The organism is Sediminitomix flava, assembly GCF_003149185.1.
GTDB lineage: Bacteria > Bacteroidota > Bacteroidia > Cytophagales > Flammeovirgaceae > Sediminitomix > Sediminitomix flava.
The window spans coordinates 1,701,467-1,722,584 of the sequence record NZ_QGDO01000001.1; the positions used below are offsets into that span (position 1 = coordinate 1,701,467).

Here is a 21,118-nt window from a genome sequence, read left to right on the forward strand (position 1 = left end):
CTTTTATATTTAAGAATCAGAAATAATTATTCTGCTTCTTTTTCAGCTGTTGCTTTTTGGATAGAAACTGTAATTTCTTCTCCTTCGCCTTTATAATCAGCTAAAATGATATCTCCTTCCACTATTTCACCCTTCAACAGTTCTTCTGCTATAGGGTCTTCTAAGTATTTTTGGATAGCTCTATTCAATGGACGAGCACCATACTGAGGATCATATCCTTTTTCTGCTAAGAAGTCTTTTGCTTCAGTAGTTAATTGGATTGTATACCCTAATGTTTGTACTCTTTGGAATAGTTTGCCCAATGAGATATCGATGATCTTATGGATGTGCTCACGCTCAAGTGAATTAAACACAATCACATCATCCAAACGGTTCAAGAATTCCGGCGAGAATGCTTTTTTCAACGCACCTTGAATTGTTGACTTCATGTGACTTCCATCCTGATCTTTTTTGGCTTGAGTACTGAAACCAATACCAGTACCAAATTCTTTAAGATCACGAACTCCAATATTTGAAGTCATAATGATGATTGTATTTCTGAAATCAACTCTTCTACCCAAACCATCGGTTAAGATACCATCATCTAGAACCTGTAGCAATAAGTTGAAAACATCTGGGTGAGCTTTCTCGATTTCATCCAATAGAACTACACTATAAGGTTTTCTACGGATTTTCTCAGTTAGCTGACCACCCTCTTCATATCCAACATAGCCCGGAGGCGCTCCTACAAGTCTCGATACAGAGAACTTCTCCATATACTCACTCATATCAATACGAACCAAAGAATCTTCTTTGTCGAATAGATAATTAGCAAGTACTTTCGCTAATTCTGTTTTACCAACTCCAGTAGGACCTAAGAATACGAACGAACCAATTGGCTTCTTCGGATCTTTCAAACCTACACGAGTTCTTTGAATTGCTTTTGTAAGCTTTTTAATCGCTTCGTCTTGACCGATAACACTTCCATTCAAAGTTTCACCCATATTTAGAAGTTTTTGTCCTTCATTTTGGGCTACACGATTTACAGGAATACCTGTCATCATCGCAATTACTTCAGCTACGTTTGCTTCATCTACAGGATATACTTGCTCATTCGTTTCTTTTTCCCAACGAACTTTAGCCGTATCTAACTGTTCAATCAGCTTTTTCTCTGTATCTCTTAGCTTAGCAGCTTCTTCGTATTTCTGACTCTTAACAACTTTATTTTTCTGTACTTTGATATCCTCGATTTGCTCTTCAAGCTTCACGATGTCATCTGGTACATGAATATTGTTGATATGAACACGAGCTCCTGCCTCATCAAGAACATCAATAGCCTTGTCTGGAAGGAATCGGTCAGAAATATATCGATCAGAAAGTTTCACACAAGCTTCTAATGCTTCTTGTGAGTAACTCACTCTATGGTGATCTTCATATTTGCTTTTGATGTTATCCAATATCTCCATTGTTTCATCTGGAGTGGTAGCATCTACCATTACCATTTGGAAACGACGAGCTAAGGCACCATCTTTCTCAATATATTGTCTATACTCATCTAGAGTAGTTGCACCAATACATTGTATATCACCCCTTGCAAGGGCTGGTTTGAACATATTTGAAGCATCTAATGAACCTGAAGCTCCTCCTGCACCAACGATCGTATGAATCTCGTCAATAAATAAGATAACTTCTGGAGCTTTTTCAAGCTCATTCATTACAGCTTTCATTCTTTCTTCAAACTGTCCTCTATATTTTGTTCCAGCAACTAATGAAGCTAGATCTAGAGTAACAACTCTTTTACCGAATAAGACTCTTGAAACCTTTTTTTGGATAATTCTAAGAGCAAGACCTTCAGCAATTGCGGTCTTACCTACTCCAGGTTCACCTATAAGAATAGGATTATTTTTCTTTCTACGGCTAAGAATTTGAGCAACACGCTCAATTTCGTTTTCACGACCTACAATTGGATCCAGTTTACCATCTTCTGCCATGCGAGTAAGATCACGACCGAAGTTGTCCAATACAGGTGTTTTTGACTTTTCACTACCTTTTGAAGACTCTCGACTTGAAGATGAAGAACCACTACCACCAGAGTAGCCTCTTCCACTTCTCATATCGTCATCATCATCTGTATCAGATGCTGAGACTGGTCCGTCTTGTCTGTATTCAAGTAGCTCTTTGATTACATCATAGGTTACATCAAATTTGTGAAGTATTTGTGTAGCTAAGTTGTCATCATCACGAAGAATAGAAAGGAGTAAGTGTTCTGTTCCTATTAAACTTGCTTTGAATATCTTGGCTTCTAAATAGGTAATTTTAAGAGTTTTTTCGGATTGTCTGGTTAAAGGTATATTGGCAAGGTTTTTTACGTTGTGGCTTGCTGTTCCTTTCGTAGCTTGCTCAACAGCATCCCTTAACTGTGAAAGATCTACCCCTAACTTTTTCAATAACGCAACCGCAATACCTTCACCTTCTCTAAGCATGCCTAGCAAAAGGTGTTCGGTACCGATATAGTCATGTCCAAGTCTGAGTGCCTCTTCACGGCTCAAAGAGATGACTTCCTTAACCCTATTTGAAAATTTAGCTTCCATAGCCATGGGCTTTATAATTTTGATGACTGAAATGCACTGTTTCTTTTGTATAAATTAAAGAATTACATTCTGAAATACAAAAAGAAAGGCCTATGGTTTCCGTAAATTTTCAAACTGTATGAATTTAAGACAGAAACTTACTTTCCTGCATTCTCAAAATGTAAGAAGCATTTGGCCCTTCATTGAATAGAAGATCCAAAATACTTAGGTTCGGGGCAAAACCTTCCCCAAATACTTGTTGGTATGGCTGTACATTAATGATACCAAACTCTTTTTTGGGGTGTATCGCTGATCTGAGGTCCAAAATGTCACACTCTTGAGGAGGAGTAAAGTCTTCAGTTAACCTGATTTGGCACTTGACTCCCAGTATTTTAAGACAGAATGTCAGTATTTCGTAATTGAGTTCGAATAGGTGTGTGTATTCTTTCCCCAACAAAACCTCCTTGATCATATCAGCGTAGTATTCAAAATAAGCTGATCTCCCGTAAGCGGATTGTATGGCACGCCAATGTTGTTTTTGCCAAGATTCTCTCGCATCTATTTTCATCTCCTGAATTGGCAATCCTTTATTGGCACCCAATAAAGGAACAGACAAACGCTCCACTTTATTCGCTGTCAATATATAACAACGGTTTCTGTAAGTCTGTTTCTGAAAATTTTCTTTTGCCTCCAGATATACTACATCAAGCTTAGAAAGTATCGAAAAATATTCGATGTTAGGAAAATAGTGCAAATCAATGATCGCTTCTTTCATCTTTCGCTTCTTAATTAGAAATAGAAATAGCGCTGTGAATATTTTTTCACAACGCTATTCAAATAAAAATTACTTAAATATCTTAGTTAGATGCAATGTTAGATAACAAAGGATTATGTACAGGGTATTTATCTGTAATATCTTTTTTATGTAATCTAAATCGGCAGTAATGAATATTATGTCCTTCGGCTGTAAACTTTCGTTCGTAACGAGTTTTGATTCCGTGGTGCTCCTTCATTAACTCAGGCTCTTCGTATAAGTTAAAAGTTTGAACTTCTGTCGGAATTTTTTCTTCCTCCAAAACTTCAAGTGTGTATTCGAACAAACCTTGGTTATCTGTCTTGAAACGAACAAGACCATTATCTTTTAAGATTTTACGGTAGTTGTTCAAGAAGCGTGGATGCGTCAAACGTTTTTTAGCATCTCCTTTACGTGGACGAGGGTCTGGATGAACAATCCAAATTTCATCTACTTCTCCGTCAGCGAAGAATTTCTCAAGATCAAGAATAAAGCAACGTAAGAAAGCTACATTCTTAAGTCCTTTCTCTTCCACAACATTACTTCCGTACCACAAACGGTCGCCTTTAATATCTATTCCGATAAAGTTTTTGTCTGGGTAAACTTCTCCAAGTCCAGTAGAATACTCTCCACGACCACAAGCCAACTCTAAAACTATTGGATTGTCGTTCTTAAAAATCTTTTCTCTCCACTGCCCTCTAATTGACTCATAAATCTCTTTTCCAGGCTCTACAATGTAGTCTCTTTGTTGCGTTACAGCGAATTTCTTCTGTTTTTGTCTTGCCATCTCCTATCTAAATCAGTTAATCTCAACGATTTACAGAACTGCGAATTTAACTAGAATAATGGAAAATCAATCCCAAAAGTTGGATTCTTATACAAATGTTAGCTTTTCTTTCCTTTTTCGGTATTGTATTCTTTGTTCATGGTATTGTAAAATTATAATAATAGCTGTAGCTTCATGCCTTAGGATAATAGTATCGAACATTCTTTTTTTACACTTTATTGGATGAGTGCTAAGGTCATATCATTTGCCACCCAAAAGGGCGGAGTGGGGAAAAGTACGCTGCTCATGCTGATTGCAGCGGCAGTGCACAATCGAACAGATTTGAAGGTATTGGTAATCGATTGTGACCCTCAAAAATCCGTTAAAGATATTTATTCGCATGAGAATCATCAGGGTTCTTATGATGTCATCAGTTTCAATTGGCGTCAACCCAAACCAGAAATCAACTTTGATAAAACTTTGGTTTTGGCTGAACAGAAATATGACATCATATTCTTGGATATTCCTGGTCGAATAGACGGAAAAGAAATTTATTATAGTATTCTGGTTTCTGACGTGGTCATTGTACCAATTGTAGCGAGTGCTTTAGATATCAAAGCAACGCTCAACTTCTTGCAGACCTTACCTAAAATACGACAGATTAAGGAAAGACAAGGTTACAGTCTTGATGTCTTTGGGGTTGTGAACAAGAAGGATCAGACAATCGAACATATCCGACTAAAAGAGCTCGCTGGTATTGGCGGTTTAGAATTTTTTTACTCTCCTATCTCAAACTTGGTAAGGTACAAAAGAGGAATTTCTACCGTAAACGACATTACAGACCCTACAGTGAGAGACGATGAATTCAACAGATTTTTTGATGAATTCATGACTAAATGTATCCTATAACTATATATTAATTGCGTGCTTTATGACTAAGAGTAAAACAGACCTAATTTTTGATGCTTTAAGAAGAAGTGAAGAAAATGGACTTATTCCTGACTTGAAGGAAAATGATGAAAATGATATGGGTTTGAAAAATGAAGATAAAAAATCACTCTCGGGCTTTCCGAACATGGATATAGATTCAATCAAACCTAAAAAACAACAAATTGAATACTCTTCTGTAAAACTTAGAACTGATCTTTACGAGAGAATCAGAGAAGCAGCAGAAGCTAATGGGGTAAAACAACCAGGAAAATTCATCAGTCTTATTTTAGAAACTTACCTTCAGCACAGAGATTAGTTTTCTAAATAAATAGAAGAAAATATAACAGAGTTGGGAACTGATTTCTCAACTCTTTTTTATTGATTAAGCTGTAAACTAGATTTTATTGATGAAGTCTAGATTTATTCTTTGAATGATCTGACAAGAATATAGGTCTACAAATTTTTTGAGGAAAAAAGGTGTTGTTTTTTATGCGTAACCTACGTTGCTTATTAATTAACTAAAACTCCTAATTTATGAACTCAAAAACTTATTCTTTTAAACTACTAGACTTCGCTACAGACTTTGTGGTAATGGCTTTACTCTTGGCAGGTATCTACTTTGCCCAAACCGATCTTCATTTCCTAGAAAAAACTATTCTTATTGAAGATGGAATGGTAGAAAATGCGACAGTTCTTTTTCTATTGGTCGCTTCTGTCATGACTGTGGTTCGTATTTTCAAATACGCCAGCAGTAAATCTATTCATTGGCTTGTAATGCAAGTCCTGATGGCATCATTCTTCTTATTTATTGCTGGAGAAGAAATGTCTTGGGGACAACGTATTTGGAATGTTGAAACCAACGAATTCTTTCAGCAATACAATCTTCAAGGCGAAACAAACCTACACAACATGAAAGTAGGTGATGTAAAAATAAACACACTGATTTTCGGAAAACTGATTACGGTAGTATTGATTATCCACCTTTGTATCACTCCTTTTCTCTATCGTAAAAAAGAAGGATTCAGAAACTTAGTAAACAAATGGGGTGTACCAATCGGATATTTACATCACGGAATTGTATTCCTGATCTTCAGCATAGGCTTGAATGCAATCCCGACAGGTAGCAAATGGGAACTTTACGAAGTAGTCATAAGCATCATCGTCCTTTCCATTATTTATTCTCCTATGAACAAAGAGATTTATCAATCTAAAAAACATAAAGTGAAAAAAGCACAGTTTAGCATGTGATAAGAAATTCTAGAATTAAGGGATAACTTTTTGTTTTCTGCTTATATAGTTCTGTCTGATTCTCAGATACTGTATATTGCAGCATTAGCTGAAAACTATCTCTTAATTCTATTTTTTATGAAAAAGACATTTACATTACTATTTACTCTTTTTTGTCTAGTGAATGTGGCTTTTGCTCAAAAGCCTGACCGCATCAAACTCGAATTCCAGTACATCAAACTTCCTAAGGTACCTTTCCCTGGCGGTGAAAGAACTTTTAAACTAGAGGGAGAAGCTGCGAATAAAGAAGAAGTTGAAAACCTTCTAGCAAATTGGCAAGCGGAAAAAGATCAGATTGATCTTGAGTATGAAACTGCCATCGAGAATAAAAAAGATGAAATTGAAGCATACAACAAGAAGAAAGTAGGTGAAAGACTTGCCAATGCTGCTCTTGGTGTAAAAGCTCCTTCTTTAGATCAGGTTGTAAAGAAGCCTTATCCAGCTAAACCATACGTTCCTAAAGTTTATGACGCAATGGCATTGGCTAACCAACATGTTGAGATTGAAGGTTTGGTGAGAGATGAAAATTCATCTACAACCCTAAAGTTTGTAACAGAAGGTTTCAAATACCATGATTACGGTATTGTCGGAGACTCTCTTTATACTGCAAGCTATGAAGCTTCTAATCCGATTAAACTTGTTGCGCTTACTAGCGAAGGACAAGAACTTTACTCGCTACATTTCAAATCATCAGACGCTCAGAAGTTCACTTGGGGTTCTGATACCAACAAATACAAATTGAAATTGGAGTGGAAAAAGCAACGTAACAATGAGTTGAGTACAAAAGAAGAGCAGTTGAAAAACAATGCTTTATTTGGCGTTAAATTCACTTTGAACGACTACTACGGTTACACACAAACAAAATACAAAGATGATTTGTGGGTTGGTAAATCGAAAAAGCTAGATTATTCTAAACAACAAGAAGCTGCTACTATTGCCAACGAAGGTTACTTCATGATTCTACGTCCTGAGCTTTATGAGAAAGCAACAGAAAAACTTACTCAAGCTATCGGAATTTGGGAAGAAGAATTAAAAGAGGCTGACAAAAGTAAGAAAGCTAGAATTAGCCCTAAGGTACAAGCGTCTCTGCACTATAACATTGCACATGCTTACCTATGGATGAACAACTTTGAAAAAATGGCTGAGCACTTTGTTCAAATCAGTATGATTGGCGAAGGCAAATTTGAGAGAAAAATGAAGTCTCTTGAACGATTTGCAAAAGGTTACAGAACACGTTATGATGCCTACCAAAAAGCATTGGCACAACAAAAACCAATTGCATTGGACTAATCTTCTGATTAAAAAGTCTTAACCTTTAAAGATATTATCATAACCTCATTCACTTTTGGATGAGGTTTTTTGTTTCTAAAAATATGTACATTTACATGCTCAAACGTGTGTATACCAAGGAAACATGGAAATTATAACAGATAATACAACAGTCTTTCAAGACATAATCAACACAAGACGATCAGTACGAATCTTTGACCAAGAAGAAAACTTTGATCATGATGCTGTAAAACGAAGCCTTGAAATGGCCACTCTTTCCCCAAACAGTTCAAATATGCAACTTTGGGAGTTTTACCGTGTAATTGATCAAGATAAAAGAGACGAACTATCACAATATTGCTTACGCCAAAGTGCGGCAAGAACAGCTAGAGAATTGGTTGTAGTTGTGACTCGCCAAGACAAATGGAAAGAACGCTGCGAGATGAACTTTGAGTTTATCAAGAAACAGATCGGAGATAAAAAAGACCCGAAATCGCTTCGTGCATTAGACTATTACAGAAAACTAATGCCTATGCGCTACAAGGAAGATCCTTTCCGTTTACTCTCACTTTTCAAACAAGTGTATACTTATTTTATGGGGCTGAAAAAACCTCAGATGCGTGAAGTAAGCTATACAGACGCACGTATTTGTGTGCATAAAAGTGCAGCATTAGGAGCTATGACGTTCATGTATCATATGACTGCCGAAGGTTATGACACTTGCCCAATGGAAGGTTTTGACAGTAAGCGTGTCGCTAAAATGCTGAACCTACCTAAAGGCGCTGAAATCAACATGGTGATTGGTTGTGGAAAAGGAGCTGAAGGCGGAATTTACTCAGAACGTCACCGTGTTCCTTACGAAGAAGTAATTAAGACCGTATAAGTCTATCTTGAAAATATAGAATCAGTAAAGTAGTCCATCTTCCGAAGTTGGACTACTTTTTTTATGAATACTTTCAATTTCATCCATGTAGAGTTATAAGTACTAGGACAGATGAATTTGAGCTAAAACTTTACTGCTCTTAGAGTAACTCTAAGAACTCATAAATGAAGGATAGAGGCGGACGCAGTTCTTCAGACTCGATTTCATTCCCAATTTTTCGAGTCTAAAGACTCTTGCTTTCATAGATAAACCTTAGATAGCTTCGCAAATTCTAAGGATAGTTTTATCTATTTTCTTATGTCCTAGTACTTAATTGGCACTCATAAATTCAGCTAGCACATCAAAAAAAATTTGCAACTAGCCTAAACGCAGCCAGATTACTAAAAAATAATTTTTGATGTACTTAAATGTAGCCAGCCTCATTAAAAATTTTTGAAAGCCTATCTAAATACAGCCAAGTAGGTAAATAATTTTTAGAAGCATAGCTAAATGTAGCCAAGTACATTCAGAATTTTTTTCTCCCTGCCTAAATGCAGCCAGACATATTCAGAATAATTTTTTAACACGCTAAATCCAGCCAGCTTTATTTCATATAAAAAAGAAAAACCTAAGTCCTCTTATTCGAGAACTTAGGTTTATTTATAGCTTGTTTTATGACTTCTTAATCCAAAACAATTGGTCCTGCTTGATTGACAGGAGAAACATAAACATCGCAGTGAATTCCGATCTCGCTAAATGCTTTTCTTTTTGCTTCTGCGACCTGACCAGCTATTTCTTCTCCTTTACAAAGTGAGAAAATAGATGGGCCAGAACCCGAAATACTACCACCTAAAGCACCATTGTCAAGTGCAGCTTGCTTCACCGATTCAAATCCTGGAATTAGAATTGAACGAACAGGCTCTACTACCACATCCTTCAATGATCTGCTGATAAGATCATAATCTTCTTGATAAAGACCTGCTACAAGTCCCCCAACATTTCCCCATTGCTCAATGGCACGTTGGAAAGAAATATTACTCTTCAAGATTTGACGAGCATCTTTTGTCGCAACTTCAATATGCGGATGCACAACAGTAACATACAACTCTGAAGGAACAGGAAGTTTGATCACATCAAGAGGCTTATAGCTTCTGATCAACACAATTCCTCCATAAAGTGCTGGAGCAACATTATCTGCATGGGCACTACCACAAGCAACTCTTTCGCCTTCCATAGCAAATGGTAGAAGATTTTCTTGTGTAAGTGGTTTACCCAAAAGTTCGTTGGCAGCAAAAACCCCAGCTACTGTACTTGCAGCACTAGAGCCTAAACCACTTCCGAAAGGCATTTTTTTATGTAAAGTAATCTCCAAACCTTGTTCTTTCGCACCGATAGCTTCAAGGTATTTGATTACAGATATTCCTACTGTGTTTTTTAGCGGGTCAGTTGGCAATCTTCCATCGTCTCCCGTAATTTCAGTAATACGCACACCTGCTTTGTCAGATTTTTTGATAATTACCTCATCTCCGGGCTGACCGAGCGCTAATCCTAAAACATCGTATCCACAAGCCACATTAGCAACAGTAGCAGGGGCGAAAACACGTATACTCATACTGATTTTTATTTTTTAATATATAAATCGATGTCGCTAAAAAGTAGCGACATCGACCTTTTAAAGTGGGGTTCCACTTATCTAAAACATATTTTTTAGCTAATCTTATCCATTCACTAGGTAATTCCCGATAGAGATTACTTCTGCGAATACTCCAGCTGCTGTCACTTCTGCTCCTGCACCAGGGCCTTTGATGATCAACGGCTCATTCAAGTAACGCTTTGTAGTAAAAGCAATCATATTGTCACTACCAGACAAATGGTAGAAAGGATGCGATTGATCTACAGCTTCAAGATTTACGCTTGCTTGACCATTTTCTAGCGTAGCAATAAAACGAAGCACCTTTCCTTCATTTGCGGCTTGCTCTCTCCTATTTTCAAAGAAGTCTGCATTGCTTTCAAGTTCTGCGTAGAAATCATCTACGGTCTGAGCATCCAAACATGATTGAGGAAGGATATTTTCTACATCTACATCTGACGGTTCTAAAGCATAACCTGCCTCTCTTGCCAAAATCAAGATTTTACGAGCAACATCCATCCCGTTCAAATCATCACGAGGGTCTGGTTCTGTAAATCCTTTTTCTTGAGCTGTACGAACCACTTCTGCAAATGGAACGCTTCCGTCAAAACTGTTGAATATATAAGATAGTGTACCCGAAAGGATACCTTCAATTTTCAAAATTTGATCACCACTGTATTTCAAATCATTCAATGGTGAAATCACTGGAAGCCCTGCGCCTACGTTTGTTTCGTAACAAAACTTCACTCCTCTTCTGTTGGCTGCCTTTTGGTAACGCTTATAATCTGCTAAAGAACCAGAGTTAGCCAACTTATTTGGCGTAGTAATAGAGATACTATTCGAAAGAATATCTTCGTAATGATCTACTACCGCCATCGTTGGAGTACAGTCTACAATGATAGAGTTACGCATGTTCATGGCTTTTACTCTATCCACAAACTGAGCTACATCTACAGGTTCAGCATCTTTTAGTAATTCTTCTTTCGAAAGAGAAATATCTAAACCTTTTTCATCCAATTTCATCAACTTACTGTTCGCAAGTCCTGCCAAACGGATTTTGAGTTTTTGATCATTTTGCAAGAACTCCGTTTGCTGACGAATTTGGTTAAGAAGGGTACTACCAATCAAACCTGCACCAATCATATATAAGTGAATGGTATTAAGGTCTTGCTCAAAGAATTTTTCATGAAGTGCATTTAAGGCTTTCTTCAAGTCCGAATTCTTGATTACAACAGAGATATTCAACTCTGAAGAACCTTGAGCAATTGCCGCTACATTGATACCGTTTTTACCAAGTGCAGAGAAGAACTTCCCAGAAATACCTGGCGTATGTTTCATGTTTTCACCAACTACCGCTATAACAGAAAGTGATTCTTCTACATGAACAATATCTACTTTACCTCTCTCAATTTCAGCTGAAAATTCATTTGTGATTGCTTCCTCAGCATCTTCTGCAAATTCTGGAAGAACTGCAAGTGTAATTGAATGCTCTGAAGAGGCTTGCGTAATCAATATTACATTGATATTGGCATTACCCAAAGCACTAAACAAACGAGAAGAAACACCTGGGATACCAATAAGTCCACTACCCGAAAGGGTGAGCAGATGTACTTCTTTTATACTTGAAATTCCTTTGATCGGTAATTCTTCGTTTCCAGATTCTTCACAGATCATGGTACCTGGGTAAGCAGGATTGAATGTGTTACGAATACTGATCGGAATTTTCTTTTCTAATGCAGGAAGAATAGTTGGCGGATAGATCACTTTCGCCCCAAAGTGAGAAAGCTCCATTGCCTCTTCATATGAAATTTGGTCTAATGAGAACGCATCTTTTACAATACGTGGATCCGTAGTCATAATACCATCCACATCTGTCCAAATCTCGATCTCTTCAGCCTCTAATGCTCCACCTATGATAGCCGCAGTGTAATCTGAACCACCTCTACCAAGTGTTGTAGTCTCACCTGTATGGTCAGACGCACAGAAGCCTGTTACAATCGGAGTATAATCAACTCCTGCAAAGTAAGTCTGGATCGCATCTTCAGTATAAGACTGATTTACTTTGGCTGCTCCAAAAGTTTGATCTGTACGGATAAACTTACGTGCATCTTCCGCTTTTGCAGGACAACCTTCTTGAGTGAGATAAGTTGCAATGATCAAAGATGACATGCGCTCACCATAACTCTGAAGCATATCTAGAACTCTCTTCGATAATTCCTTAATAAGGAAAATACCATGAAGAAGCTCATCTATTTCATTGAGTTGTACTTTAAGTTGGGCAATAAGTGAACTTTGCTCACTCACTTCCATAAGACTACGAATCGTGTCCAAATGCTTGGTCTCGATGGTCGTATGAATCTCTTTATAGGTCTCATCTTGTTGTGCTGCTTTTTTCCCTGCTTCAATAAGGGCATTGGTAATACCACTCATTGCAGAAACCACCACAATCGTTGTGTCATATTTTTCCTGATAAGACTTTATAATGGATGCCGTTTGTCTGATATTATCGGCAGAGCCCACGGAAGTTCCTCCAAACTTTAGTACTCTCATGTCTTCATTGTTTGTATGCTGTCTCAAAAAATTTAAGATAAAGGCAGACTAGCCCGTTATCATTTTCATATAACCCTAAAGACAGTGCTTAATCGTAAACTGCAATGAACTGTTAAGCTTCTTTAGATCTTATTTAGGGAAATATAGTAAAGATGCCACCTCTTCTAGATTAGAGAGGTGGCATCTTTTGGATTAAGATAAAGTGCTGCGTTTCACTTTATGTTTCTAAATTACAATAATAATTCATTTATTTTTTAATAAAATCACAAAAAACAGTGATTTTTTTTCAAAAAATTGAAACTAATACAGCATTATCTCGGCATAAGTAGGTTTTGAAATGTTTCCAGCAGCATCTTTAAAGCGGACATAAACTCGTTTCATTCCTTTTCCGCCTTCCAAAGTCCAGTCGGTCTCATGGAAATAAGCATTCCATTCATTTCCAAAATTCTTAGAGTTTGATACTTGCATGTATTTCGCTCCTAAAACATCTGATGTTAGCTTAACAGTTGTGCTAGTTGTAAAACTATCTTCACCATTTAGTTCTAACTTCTTGACCACAGGAGCTTCTAAATCAAGTATAATTTGTGCATGATTTGCTTGTGAAATATTTCCAGCTACATCCCTAAATCGGACATACAAATCTGCCTTTCCTTCTTGATTAAACTTTAGCGAGTATTTAAAATCTTCTTTATATGGCAACCAAGGTGAATTAAAACTGTAATGTGGCGTTTTACTTATCCACATTTTATCAGCTTCCTCTGCTTTTATGTTCAATTGGACTTCTCTTGAAGTCGTATATTGTGCGTCATTATTTATGGAGAAATTTACAGCTACGGGTTCTTCTCGGTCTAAAAGAATACTTTGTTGTAATGTTTCTGAGATATTTCCTGCAAAATCTCCGTACTGTACATAAACCGTTTTATCGCCGTCACCTTCACTAAGTTTCCATTTCATTTTAGATTGATAACGTTGCCAAGGGGCATTTTCTAAATCAGGAGAATTACTTATCCTCACCTTATGAGCACCATAAGCAAATAAGTTTAAGGTTACTTCGCGTTCTGGATCCTTACAATAAAGTCCATCCTCTATTTCTAACTTAATATTCGATGGTACATTCTTATCTAAATAAACTTGGCAATGATAAACGTCTGAGATAACTTCTCCATCAAGAATAAATTGAAGGTATAAATCTTTCACTCCTTCATTCCCTGACAGCTGCCACATGTACTCAGGGTTATAATCTTTCCACTCTTTATAAGAAAGAGAACCTTTATAATCTGACGATCGCATTTTTACTGCATTTTTCACTTGCAAAGTCAGCGGTAATACTGATCTGTTTGTAAATGCTTTTGTCCCTCTAAGAATAATATCTTTTGGCCACATGATTGGTGGCAGTTTTTCTTTTTTAGGTATAAAAGTATCGTATGATACAGGCTCCGATACATTTCCTGCCCAATCTCTCATTCGAACATACAAGGTTCTTTTTCCCGTTTGAAGATTCGCCTTAAAACCATAAAAGAATAATAGGTTAGAATAAGGTCTCCAAGGAGCGTATTTGAAATCTTCCTGTTCACTAATCTGATAGTAGGCAATATCTTCTCCTCTGAAAAGAATTTGAATATCTCTATAATATAAAACTCTAAACTCTGCAGGTACAGGTAGTATTTCAGCATGCAATTGCTGCGGAGGAGTTGTATCTACAATAATTTTATCAGAGATGATTTCTGAAGAAGTTTGTGTTTTACTAAAGTATCTCACGTAAACAGTTCTTACACCATCTCCAGGCTCTAACTGCCAATCGACCTGAGTGCTATAAGGCAACCATTCTGCATCGCTAAAATCTTCGTGATTGCTGATCAACATCTTTTGCGCATTGATCGAGAAAAGATTCAGTTTTACTCGCCCATGAGATTCCGTAAAATATTCATCACCTTGATTGATATGTACCGTTGATCGGATTGGACGAACTAGCAATGTGATACTATCTTCTAACACAGGTGTTAGATTCCCTGCTTGATCTTTAAATTGGATAAATACACGATGAATACCTCCTGAAGGGTCTAACCTCACTGTCCTAGCTTGATCTGTGTAATTGATCCAAGGTGAACCTTCCAAATTTTCCAAAAAGCCAATTCGCATACCTACTGCGCCTCTTGCTCTTGCTTCAAGCTTTATTTCTTCATCGAAAGTACTTTTCTCTCCATTGTTCAAAGTGAATGAATACTCTTGCGGAGGTGTTCCATCAAGAATAATTTCATCGGAAGTCACTACAAAGGCATTGTGTTCTTCATTCCAAATCTTCACAAAAACCTTTTTCACTCCATCCCCTGTTTCAAGCTTCCATGGAATTCTTTTTTGGAAAGGAATTTCCTCAGCATTATCAAAATCTTCCGAATTACTCACAAGCATGGTACTTGTATTCAAGCCCGTCAGATCAAGAGTTACATTTCCATCAACATCATTACAGAATTCAGCTCCTTGATTTATACGAACAGAGGTTCTAACAGGCAAAGCTACTAGGTAAATACTATCTGCTATAATCTCTGACTGATTGTGTGCTTGATCCATAAATTGCATGTAAAGCTTTTTAAGCCCATGCCTAGGGTTCAAGTAAAATGCTCTTGGCTTATCTGTATAATGTATCCAAGGTATGCCCTCAAGATTTGGTGAACTTCCTACACGCATAGCCGTTGCTCCTTTAGCTGAAGCTTCTACTAAGACTTTGTCATCATAAGTATATTCGTCACCGCTATTGATTGAAAACTTACAATCTGTTGGAACTCCAGTATCAACAAAAACACTAGCACTTGTCACCTCTGATGGAACATTTGTTGAATTCAGAAAACGGACATACACTCTCTTTTCTCCGTCTCCTTCTTCTAATGTCCAATCTATTTCCTCTTGGTATGGAATAGGCGTAACATCCTCAAAGTTTATTGAATTACTAATCATCATTTTATCTGAATGATTAGCAAAAAGGTGTAAAGTAACATTCGGGTCTGAAGAAGTATAATAAGGACTACCATCATTAATCCTCACTTCTTCTCTTGTAGGTTTAATCCACAGGTAAATACTATCTTTTAGAATCTCAGACTCATTCTGTGCCCAATCTCTAAATTGCATATATATATAATGAGTACCTCCTTTGTTGGTGATATATGTTTTACGAGGATTAGTCGTATAATCCATCCATGGAGTTTCGCTTAGGTCTGGAGTAAGTCCTATACGCATAGCTACTGCATCTTTCGCTGAAGCTTTTATATTTACATGGGCATCAAATGTCCCATCCGCACCATCATTTATCGTAAACGAACAATCACGTGGTGGTGTATTATCATAAATTATATGTGCTTGAACTCGCTCAGATACGTTTTTTGCTCGATCTCGGAAAATAGCATAGACAAACTTATCCTCTGAAGAATTACTTCCATCTAATTCCCACTCTTTACTTGTGGTATATGGTTCCCAATCTACATTCTTAAATGTACTATCATTTGAGACCTTCATCTCATGGGCACCATTGGAAAAAATAGTTAGATCAGTAGTAAGTTCTTTTATGGTTTCACTATCAAATCTAATTTCATTCTGATGTGGAGGTTTTGTGTCTACGTAAATATTAGCTGTTATAGGTTTCGATTCATTCTTGGCTTTATCCATAAACTTCACATACACCTTTCGGTACCCTTCAAAGTCCCCTTCTTCTAAAAGCCATTCCTCTAAAATATCTTGATATTTACGCCATTTGTGCCCAAAGAAACTTTTCTCATTACTGATTTTCATAAACTCAGCCTCCTTTGCTTCCAAGTACAAAGTTACCTCTCTGTTATACATATTGATAAACAAGGTATTTGTCTCTTCATCAAAAACGGAGTTCTCTGGCTCAATCTCAATACTGATTGGTGTTGGCGGAGTTATATCATACTTGATCTGATCTTCAAAAACTTCAGATTCATTCTCAGCTCTATCTCTAAATTTTACCGAAACTGTCTTCCTCCCTTCATTCTTAGAAAGCTGCCAAGTCAAATTTTTTCGAAATTCCTGCCAGTGTGCATTCGTAAAGTCGCCATCATTCGTGATCATCATTTCATAAGCTTCTTTGCATTCAAGCTTAACCTGTACTACACGATCATTCGTATAATGTCCTTTAGTAATAATTACTCGTCCTTTTTTTGGGGCTTCAGTATCTAATAAAATATCATCTGTAAAGATTTCAGAAGTAGAACCATCTCTGTATTTGAATTTGGCATAAAGCGTTTTCATTCCATCTTCGTCAGAAAACTTCCATGGCATTGGGTTAGGCGTATAACCTTGCCAATCGGTATCTGAAAAATTGAAATCTTCACTTATCAACATCTCCGAAGCTCCTGGAGCCCATGCTTCAAAAGTAACAGTAGAAGTTTTTGTAAACCTTAGACCTTCATTAATCTTCACTCCAACTTGAGCTACAGCATTAGAAAGCGTAAGCATACAGAAGCTAAAAAAAACGAGGTAAATATATTTTAATCTTTGCATTCCTAGATTGATTCGGATTGTTCACAAACTAGTAAATATAGTTTTTAGCAAACAGATCAGTAAAAAACATACCAAAATTAAAGTAGTTGGAGCAATTTAAATAAGGATTATAATAAAACGAGTAAATGCATTTTAAAATTAGTACGTATGTAGCCTTTATAATTGATTTTATAAGAGGTATTTATGTACAAACTGTACTTTGTTTAGTAGCTTTAGCCCTCAAATAATCATAACTCTATGAACAAACAACTATTGCGCGAATTGAAAGCAAAACCAATGTACTCATTTTTGGTATTGCTTTGCGTAGCATCTGCACTAGGATTTCAAGGGTGGAGAACCCTTTTTAATAACTTTGCGGTAAACGAAGTAGGTTTAGATGGACTGCAGATTGGTTCCATTCAGTCCTTTAGAGAAGTTCCTGGATTTCTAGCTCTCACTGCTATTTTTGTCTTACTTTTTATTCGGGAAGACCGTTTTGCATCAATTTCTACTTTCGTGATGGGTGTTGGTGTGATGCTAACAGGACTATTTCCATCTTTTGAAGGAATGATGGCTACTACATTTATAATGTCTGTTGGATTCCATTACTTTGAGACAGCCAATCAATCTTTAAGTCTTCAGTATTTTGACAAGCAGCAAAGTCCATTTGTACTTGCCAATCTGAAAAGTGTCATGGCGATTACAAATATCTCGGTCGGAGCCGTAATCTACTTTTTATCTAAATACACCAACTTCGAAAGCCTTTATCTTCTGATAGGTGGAGCGGTTCTTATTTTAGTGACTTGGGCATTTTTCAAAGACCCTGTAGATAAAACGATGATTCCGCAGCACAAGAAGATGATTCTGAAAAAGCGTTATTGGCTTTTTTATGTACTAAACCTTCTGAGTGGTGCTCGTAGACAAGTATTTGTTGTTTTTGCGGTTTTACTTCTAGTTGAAAAATATGAGTACAGCCTTCAAGAGATAAGTATTTTGTTTGTTGTAAATAACATCATATCTATTTTCTTCAATCCTGTAATTGCTAAAATGATTAATCGATTTGGGGAGCGAAAAACGCTTTCATTCGAATATATTTCATTATCAATTATATTCTTAGCTTATGCTTTTATTGAAAATAGATGGGTTGCTGGCGGATTGTATATTTTAGATCATGTCTTTTTCAATTTCTCAATAGCGATAAAAACCTATTTCCAAAAGAATGCAGATCCAAAAGATATTGCTCCATCAATGGCTGTTGGTTTTACAATCAATCATATTGCTGCAGTATTTTTACCTGTACTTGGAGGCTATATGTGGTTACAAGATTGGAGAATACCATTCTTAGGTGCTTTCGGTCTGTGCCTGATTTCTCTTTTCTTTAGCCAGTTTGTAAAAGAAAAAACGCCTTCTCCAACACAAAAATTAGAGAAAGCGTAATTCATATTTAGAAATTAAGATTTTAACTCGGTAATCACTTTTACAGGCTGTTCTAAGGTTTTATGAACAGGACATTTGTTCGCAATTTGAAGTAAGCGTTCTTTTTGCTCATCTGTTAGATTACCTTTTACCTCAATGACTCTTCTAAACTGATCAATTTTTCCATTGGAACTATTTTCAGTATTAGAAGAGTCATCTGCATGTATTTTGTCATGTTCTAAATGAACATAGATATCCTCCACATCTAATTTTTTATGATCGGCATACATTTTTAATGTGATTGCCGTACAAGAGCCTAAACCTGCCATCACAAAGTCGTAAGGAGTCGGGCCATAATCTTTACCTCCCACACTTTCTGGCTCATCAGCCAAAATATAATGTTTTCCTACTTTGATCTGCGTCGCATATTTTTCAGTTCCTATGTGTGCTACTCCGTGAAGTGGATTATCTAATTTCTTATCTTCTGGAAAAGGGATATACCTTTTCGCCCAAGAACTAATCACCTCACCAACATAAAGCGAATCCGCAACTTTACTCAGAAGGTGGTCTGCACCATCTAATGAAATAAAACTTTTGGGATGGAATGCTATATTATAAATCTCTGCCGCATTATTTATAGATACAGTCTGATCTTGCGGTGAATGCAAAATCAGAATTGCTTTTCGCAAAGATTTCAAGACTGTTTCTAAGTCTCGATTTTCGAGGTCTTCAATAAACTGTTTTTGAATCGTGAAGGGACGTCCTCCGATATTAACTTCTGCAGATCCTTTCAAAATGATATTTTCTTCTTCATTTGCAAAAAGATGCTTTACATGAACAGGTTGAGAAGGTGCGCCAATAGTAGCCACAGCAGATACAGACGGAATTTTGTCTGCGATGTATAAAACTGCTGCGCCACCCAAAGAATGACCGACCAAAAGACTAGGAGCTTTGAAATTTTGCTTTAGAAAATCAGCCGCACTGATCAAGTCATCTAGATTATTGGAGAAATTCGTGTCTGCAAACTCTCCTTCACTTTCGCCAAGACCAGTGAAATCAAATCTTAAAACCCCAAATCCACTTGAAGCTAATTGTCTACTGATATTTCGTACAGCAGATAAGTCTTTGTTACAAGTGAAGCAATGGGCAAATAATACAAATTCTTGGGCATCTTGATTAGGAGGGAGTTCTAAACGAGCAGCAATCTTTTGCCCGCTTTTCCCTGTGAAATGAATCTTTTTAGCATTCATCTTTTGATAGTTGAGTAGAAAGTAGTGGTATTATAAGGATTAAGGTATTTCAATGATTGTAGCTTCTTTGATCATATAGTTCAAATGATCTACATCCGAATCATTAAGATGTAAAATTCCTTTGACTTGTATCACCTCATCTGGCGAGAATCTTTTAGGTTTCTTCTTAAAGTGAATTTCTGCTACGGTTTCAGGCCCTGCACCACCACAGAAAAAGCATGACGAATATGGATTTTGAGAAAGGATAATCATTTTATCTTCCCCCTCCACTTCAAAAGGCATTACAAAACCTGTAATCGTTACTTCGGTTTTGCTTGCTTTCAATAATTTCTTTCCGAAAATAGGCTTCAGAAAATACTGATCCACCTCTTCAAAATAAACATCTTCAAATCTCACATCGGCTAGAATAGACCAACCTTCTACTTTTTGTCCAAAACTTAACAATGACATAAAAAAGAGTGTGAAAATTAAGATTACTGACTTCATAGGATAATTTTCTTCATTTGAAATAAACTTTAAATGAAAAGAAAAATCTGCAGATTGCAAAAAAAAGTGATTTGTAGCTAAAAATTTTCCAATTGATAATCAAGCTATAGTACAATATCACAGCAAAAAAAAGATAAAGGGGTTTGGAAAATAAAATAGAACCCTATTTCTTTGCAACGCTTTCAGAGAGAAACACTGAGGAAAACATTAAACGGGCGTAGCTCAGTTGGTAGAGCAGAGGTCTCCAAAACCTAAGGTCGTGAGTTCGAGTCTTACCGCCCGTGCAAGAAAAACCCCTTCAATTTCGTTAATTGAAGGGGTTTGTTTTTCAAACGAGAAAAAGTGCAAAAAAACTTCACAGGTTAACTAACTCTATTAAAGGGAATTAACTAAAATAATTCTTGATAAAGTTTTGATTATCTAAAGAGAGTTTATACTTTTGCACCTCCGAATCAGGGAAATATACGGGCGTAGCTCAGTTGGTAGAGCAGAGGTCTCCAAAACCTAAGGTCGTGAGTTCGAGTCTTACCGCCCGTGCAAATCAAGCCTAATAAAAGTTGGGTTTATTATAAAGTACTTTTTTTAAACTTATGCAAGAGAGGTTCTTTACAGAGCTTCTTTTTGTGTGTAAAAGCGAATATTATGGCGGTAATGAAATTTATCAGAGAGTCAGTTAAAGAAATGAAAGAGAACGTAACTTGGTTACCATTCTCATCTGTTCAAGAACAGTCTCTTTTGGTGTTAGTAGCATCAACAGTATTTGCGTTAGTTGTTTATGGTGTGGACATCGTTACAAGAGCTACACTAGAAAACATTTACGCATTGTTTTAATAGTAAAA

15 protein-coding genes and 2 tRNA genes are annotated in these 21,118 nt (G+C 36.7%); 9 read left to right on the plus strand and 8 right to left on the minus strand.

All coding sequences use genetic code 11. From position 1 onward, the window contains the following. Positions 1-26 precede the first annotated feature (26 nt). From BC781_RS06705 to trmB, 3 genes are all read right to left on the minus strand, one after another. Positions 27-2,570 (minus strand): ATP-dependent Clp protease ATP-binding subunit, encoded by a 2,544-nt coding sequence (locus BC781_RS06705; protein ID WP_109616602.1) that lies wholly within the window; start codon positions 2,568-2,570, stop codon positions 27-29. 124 nt (positions 2,571-2,694) lie between these two features. After that, positions 2,695-3,324, minus strand: a complete 630-nt coding sequence (locus tag BC781_RS06710; RefSeq protein WP_109616429.1) for a WbqC family protein — start codon at positions 3,322-3,324, stop codon at positions 2,695-2,697. Between the two features lie 82 nt (positions 3,325-3,406). Next, a complete protein-coding gene (trmB, locus tag BC781_RS06715; protein ID WP_109616430.1) occupies positions 3,407-4,129 on the minus strand; it encodes a tRNA (guanosine(46)-N7)-methyltransferase TrmB in 723 nt (240 codons plus the stop codon). A gap of 222 nt (positions 4,130-4,351) precedes the next feature. On the opposite strand from trmB, the gene BC781_RS06720 reads away from it, so the two are divergent. The 5 genes from BC781_RS06720 (at position 4,352) to BC781_RS06740 (ending at position 8,477) form a co-directional block, all read left to right on the plus strand. After that, entirely contained in the window at positions 4,352-5,017 is a 666-nt protein-coding gene (locus BC781_RS06720; protein ID WP_109616431.1) for a ParA family protein, read from the plus strand. Between the two features lie 22 nt (positions 5,018-5,039). Further along, complete coding sequence (locus tag BC781_RS06725) at positions 5,040-5,354, plus strand: hypothetical protein (protein WP_109616432.1); 315 nt, start codon at positions 5,040-5,042, stop codon at positions 5,352-5,354. Positions 5,355-5,572: 218 nt separating this feature from the next. Beyond that, positions 5,573-6,286, plus strand: coding sequence for a hypothetical protein (locus tag BC781_RS06730; protein WP_109616433.1), 714 nt, complete (start codon positions 5,573-5,575; stop codon positions 6,284-6,286). A 117-nt stretch (positions 6,287-6,403) separates the two neighbouring features. Further along, positions 6,404-7,615, plus strand: coding sequence for a hypothetical protein (locus BC781_RS06735; protein WP_109616434.1), 1,212 nt, complete (start codon positions 6,404-6,406; stop codon positions 7,613-7,615). A 124-nt stretch (positions 7,616-7,739) separates the two neighbouring features. Beyond that, positions 7,740-8,477: a nitroreductase family protein gene (locus BC781_RS06740; RefSeq protein WP_109616435.1), complete on the plus strand. Its 738-nt coding sequence runs from the start codon at positions 7,740-7,742 to the stop codon at positions 8,475-8,477. Between the two features lie 661 nt (positions 8,478-9,138). On the opposite strand, the gene BC781_RS06745 is transcribed toward BC781_RS06740, so the two are convergent. From BC781_RS06745 to BC781_RS06755, 3 genes are all read right to left on the minus strand, one after another. Next, entirely contained in the window at positions 9,139-10,068 is a 930-nt protein-coding gene (locus tag BC781_RS06745) for a homoserine kinase (RefSeq protein WP_109616436.1), read from the minus strand. 105 nt (positions 10,069-10,173) lie between these two features. Further along, complete coding sequence (thrA, locus tag BC781_RS06750; protein ID WP_109616437.1) at positions 10,174-12,636, minus strand: bifunctional aspartate kinase/homoserine dehydrogenase I; 2,463 nt, start codon at positions 12,634-12,636, stop codon at positions 10,174-10,176. Positions 12,637-12,936: 300 nt separating this feature from the next. Continuing rightward, the gene (locus tag BC781_RS06755) at positions 12,937-17,148 is read right to left on the minus strand and encodes a hypothetical protein (RefSeq protein WP_146201638.1); all 4,212 of its coding nucleotides are present in this window, start codon (positions 17,146-17,148) and stop codon (positions 12,937-12,939) included. 237 nt (positions 17,149-17,385) lie between these two features. On the opposite strand from BC781_RS06755, the gene BC781_RS06760 reads away from it, so the two are divergent. Continuing rightward, positions 17,386-18,564, plus strand: coding sequence for an MFS transporter (locus BC781_RS06760; RefSeq protein ID WP_109616439.1), 1,179 nt, complete (start codon positions 17,386-17,388; stop codon positions 18,562-18,564). A gap of 14 nt (positions 18,565-18,578) precedes the next feature. Here the strand turns inward: BC781_RS06760 and BC781_RS06765 are convergent, their stop codons facing one another. Together BC781_RS06765 and BC781_RS06770 are read right to left on the minus strand one after the other, a co-directional pair. Then, a complete protein-coding gene (locus BC781_RS06765) occupies positions 18,579-19,793 on the minus strand; it encodes a bifunctional alpha/beta hydrolase/OsmC family protein (RefSeq protein ID WP_109616440.1) in 1,215 nt (404 codons plus the stop codon). A 39-nt stretch (positions 19,794-19,832) separates the two neighbouring features. Then, positions 19,833-20,243, minus strand: coding sequence for a DUF3299 domain-containing protein (locus tag BC781_RS06770; RefSeq protein ID WP_146201639.1), 411 nt, complete (start codon positions 20,241-20,243; stop codon positions 19,833-19,835). Positions 20,244-20,490: 247 nt separating this feature from the next. Between BC781_RS06770 and BC781_RS06775 the strand changes: the two genes are divergently transcribed. The 3 genes from BC781_RS06775 to BC781_RS06785 all read left to right on the plus strand — a co-directional run bounded on the left by BC781_RS06775 (position 20,491) and on the right by BC781_RS06785 (position 21,110). Then, a tRNA-Trp gene (locus BC781_RS06775) sits at positions 20,491-20,563 on the plus strand. Positions 20,564-20,743: 180 nt separating this feature from the next. After that, a tRNA-Trp gene (locus BC781_RS06780) sits at positions 20,744-20,816 on the plus strand. Positions 20,817-20,921: 105 nt separating this feature from the next. Next, positions 20,922-21,110 (plus strand): preprotein translocase subunit SecE, encoded by a 189-nt coding sequence (locus BC781_RS06785; protein WP_109616442.1) that lies wholly within the window; start codon positions 20,922-20,924, stop codon positions 21,108-21,110. The last annotated feature ends 8 nt before the right edge of the window (positions 21,111-21,118 follow it).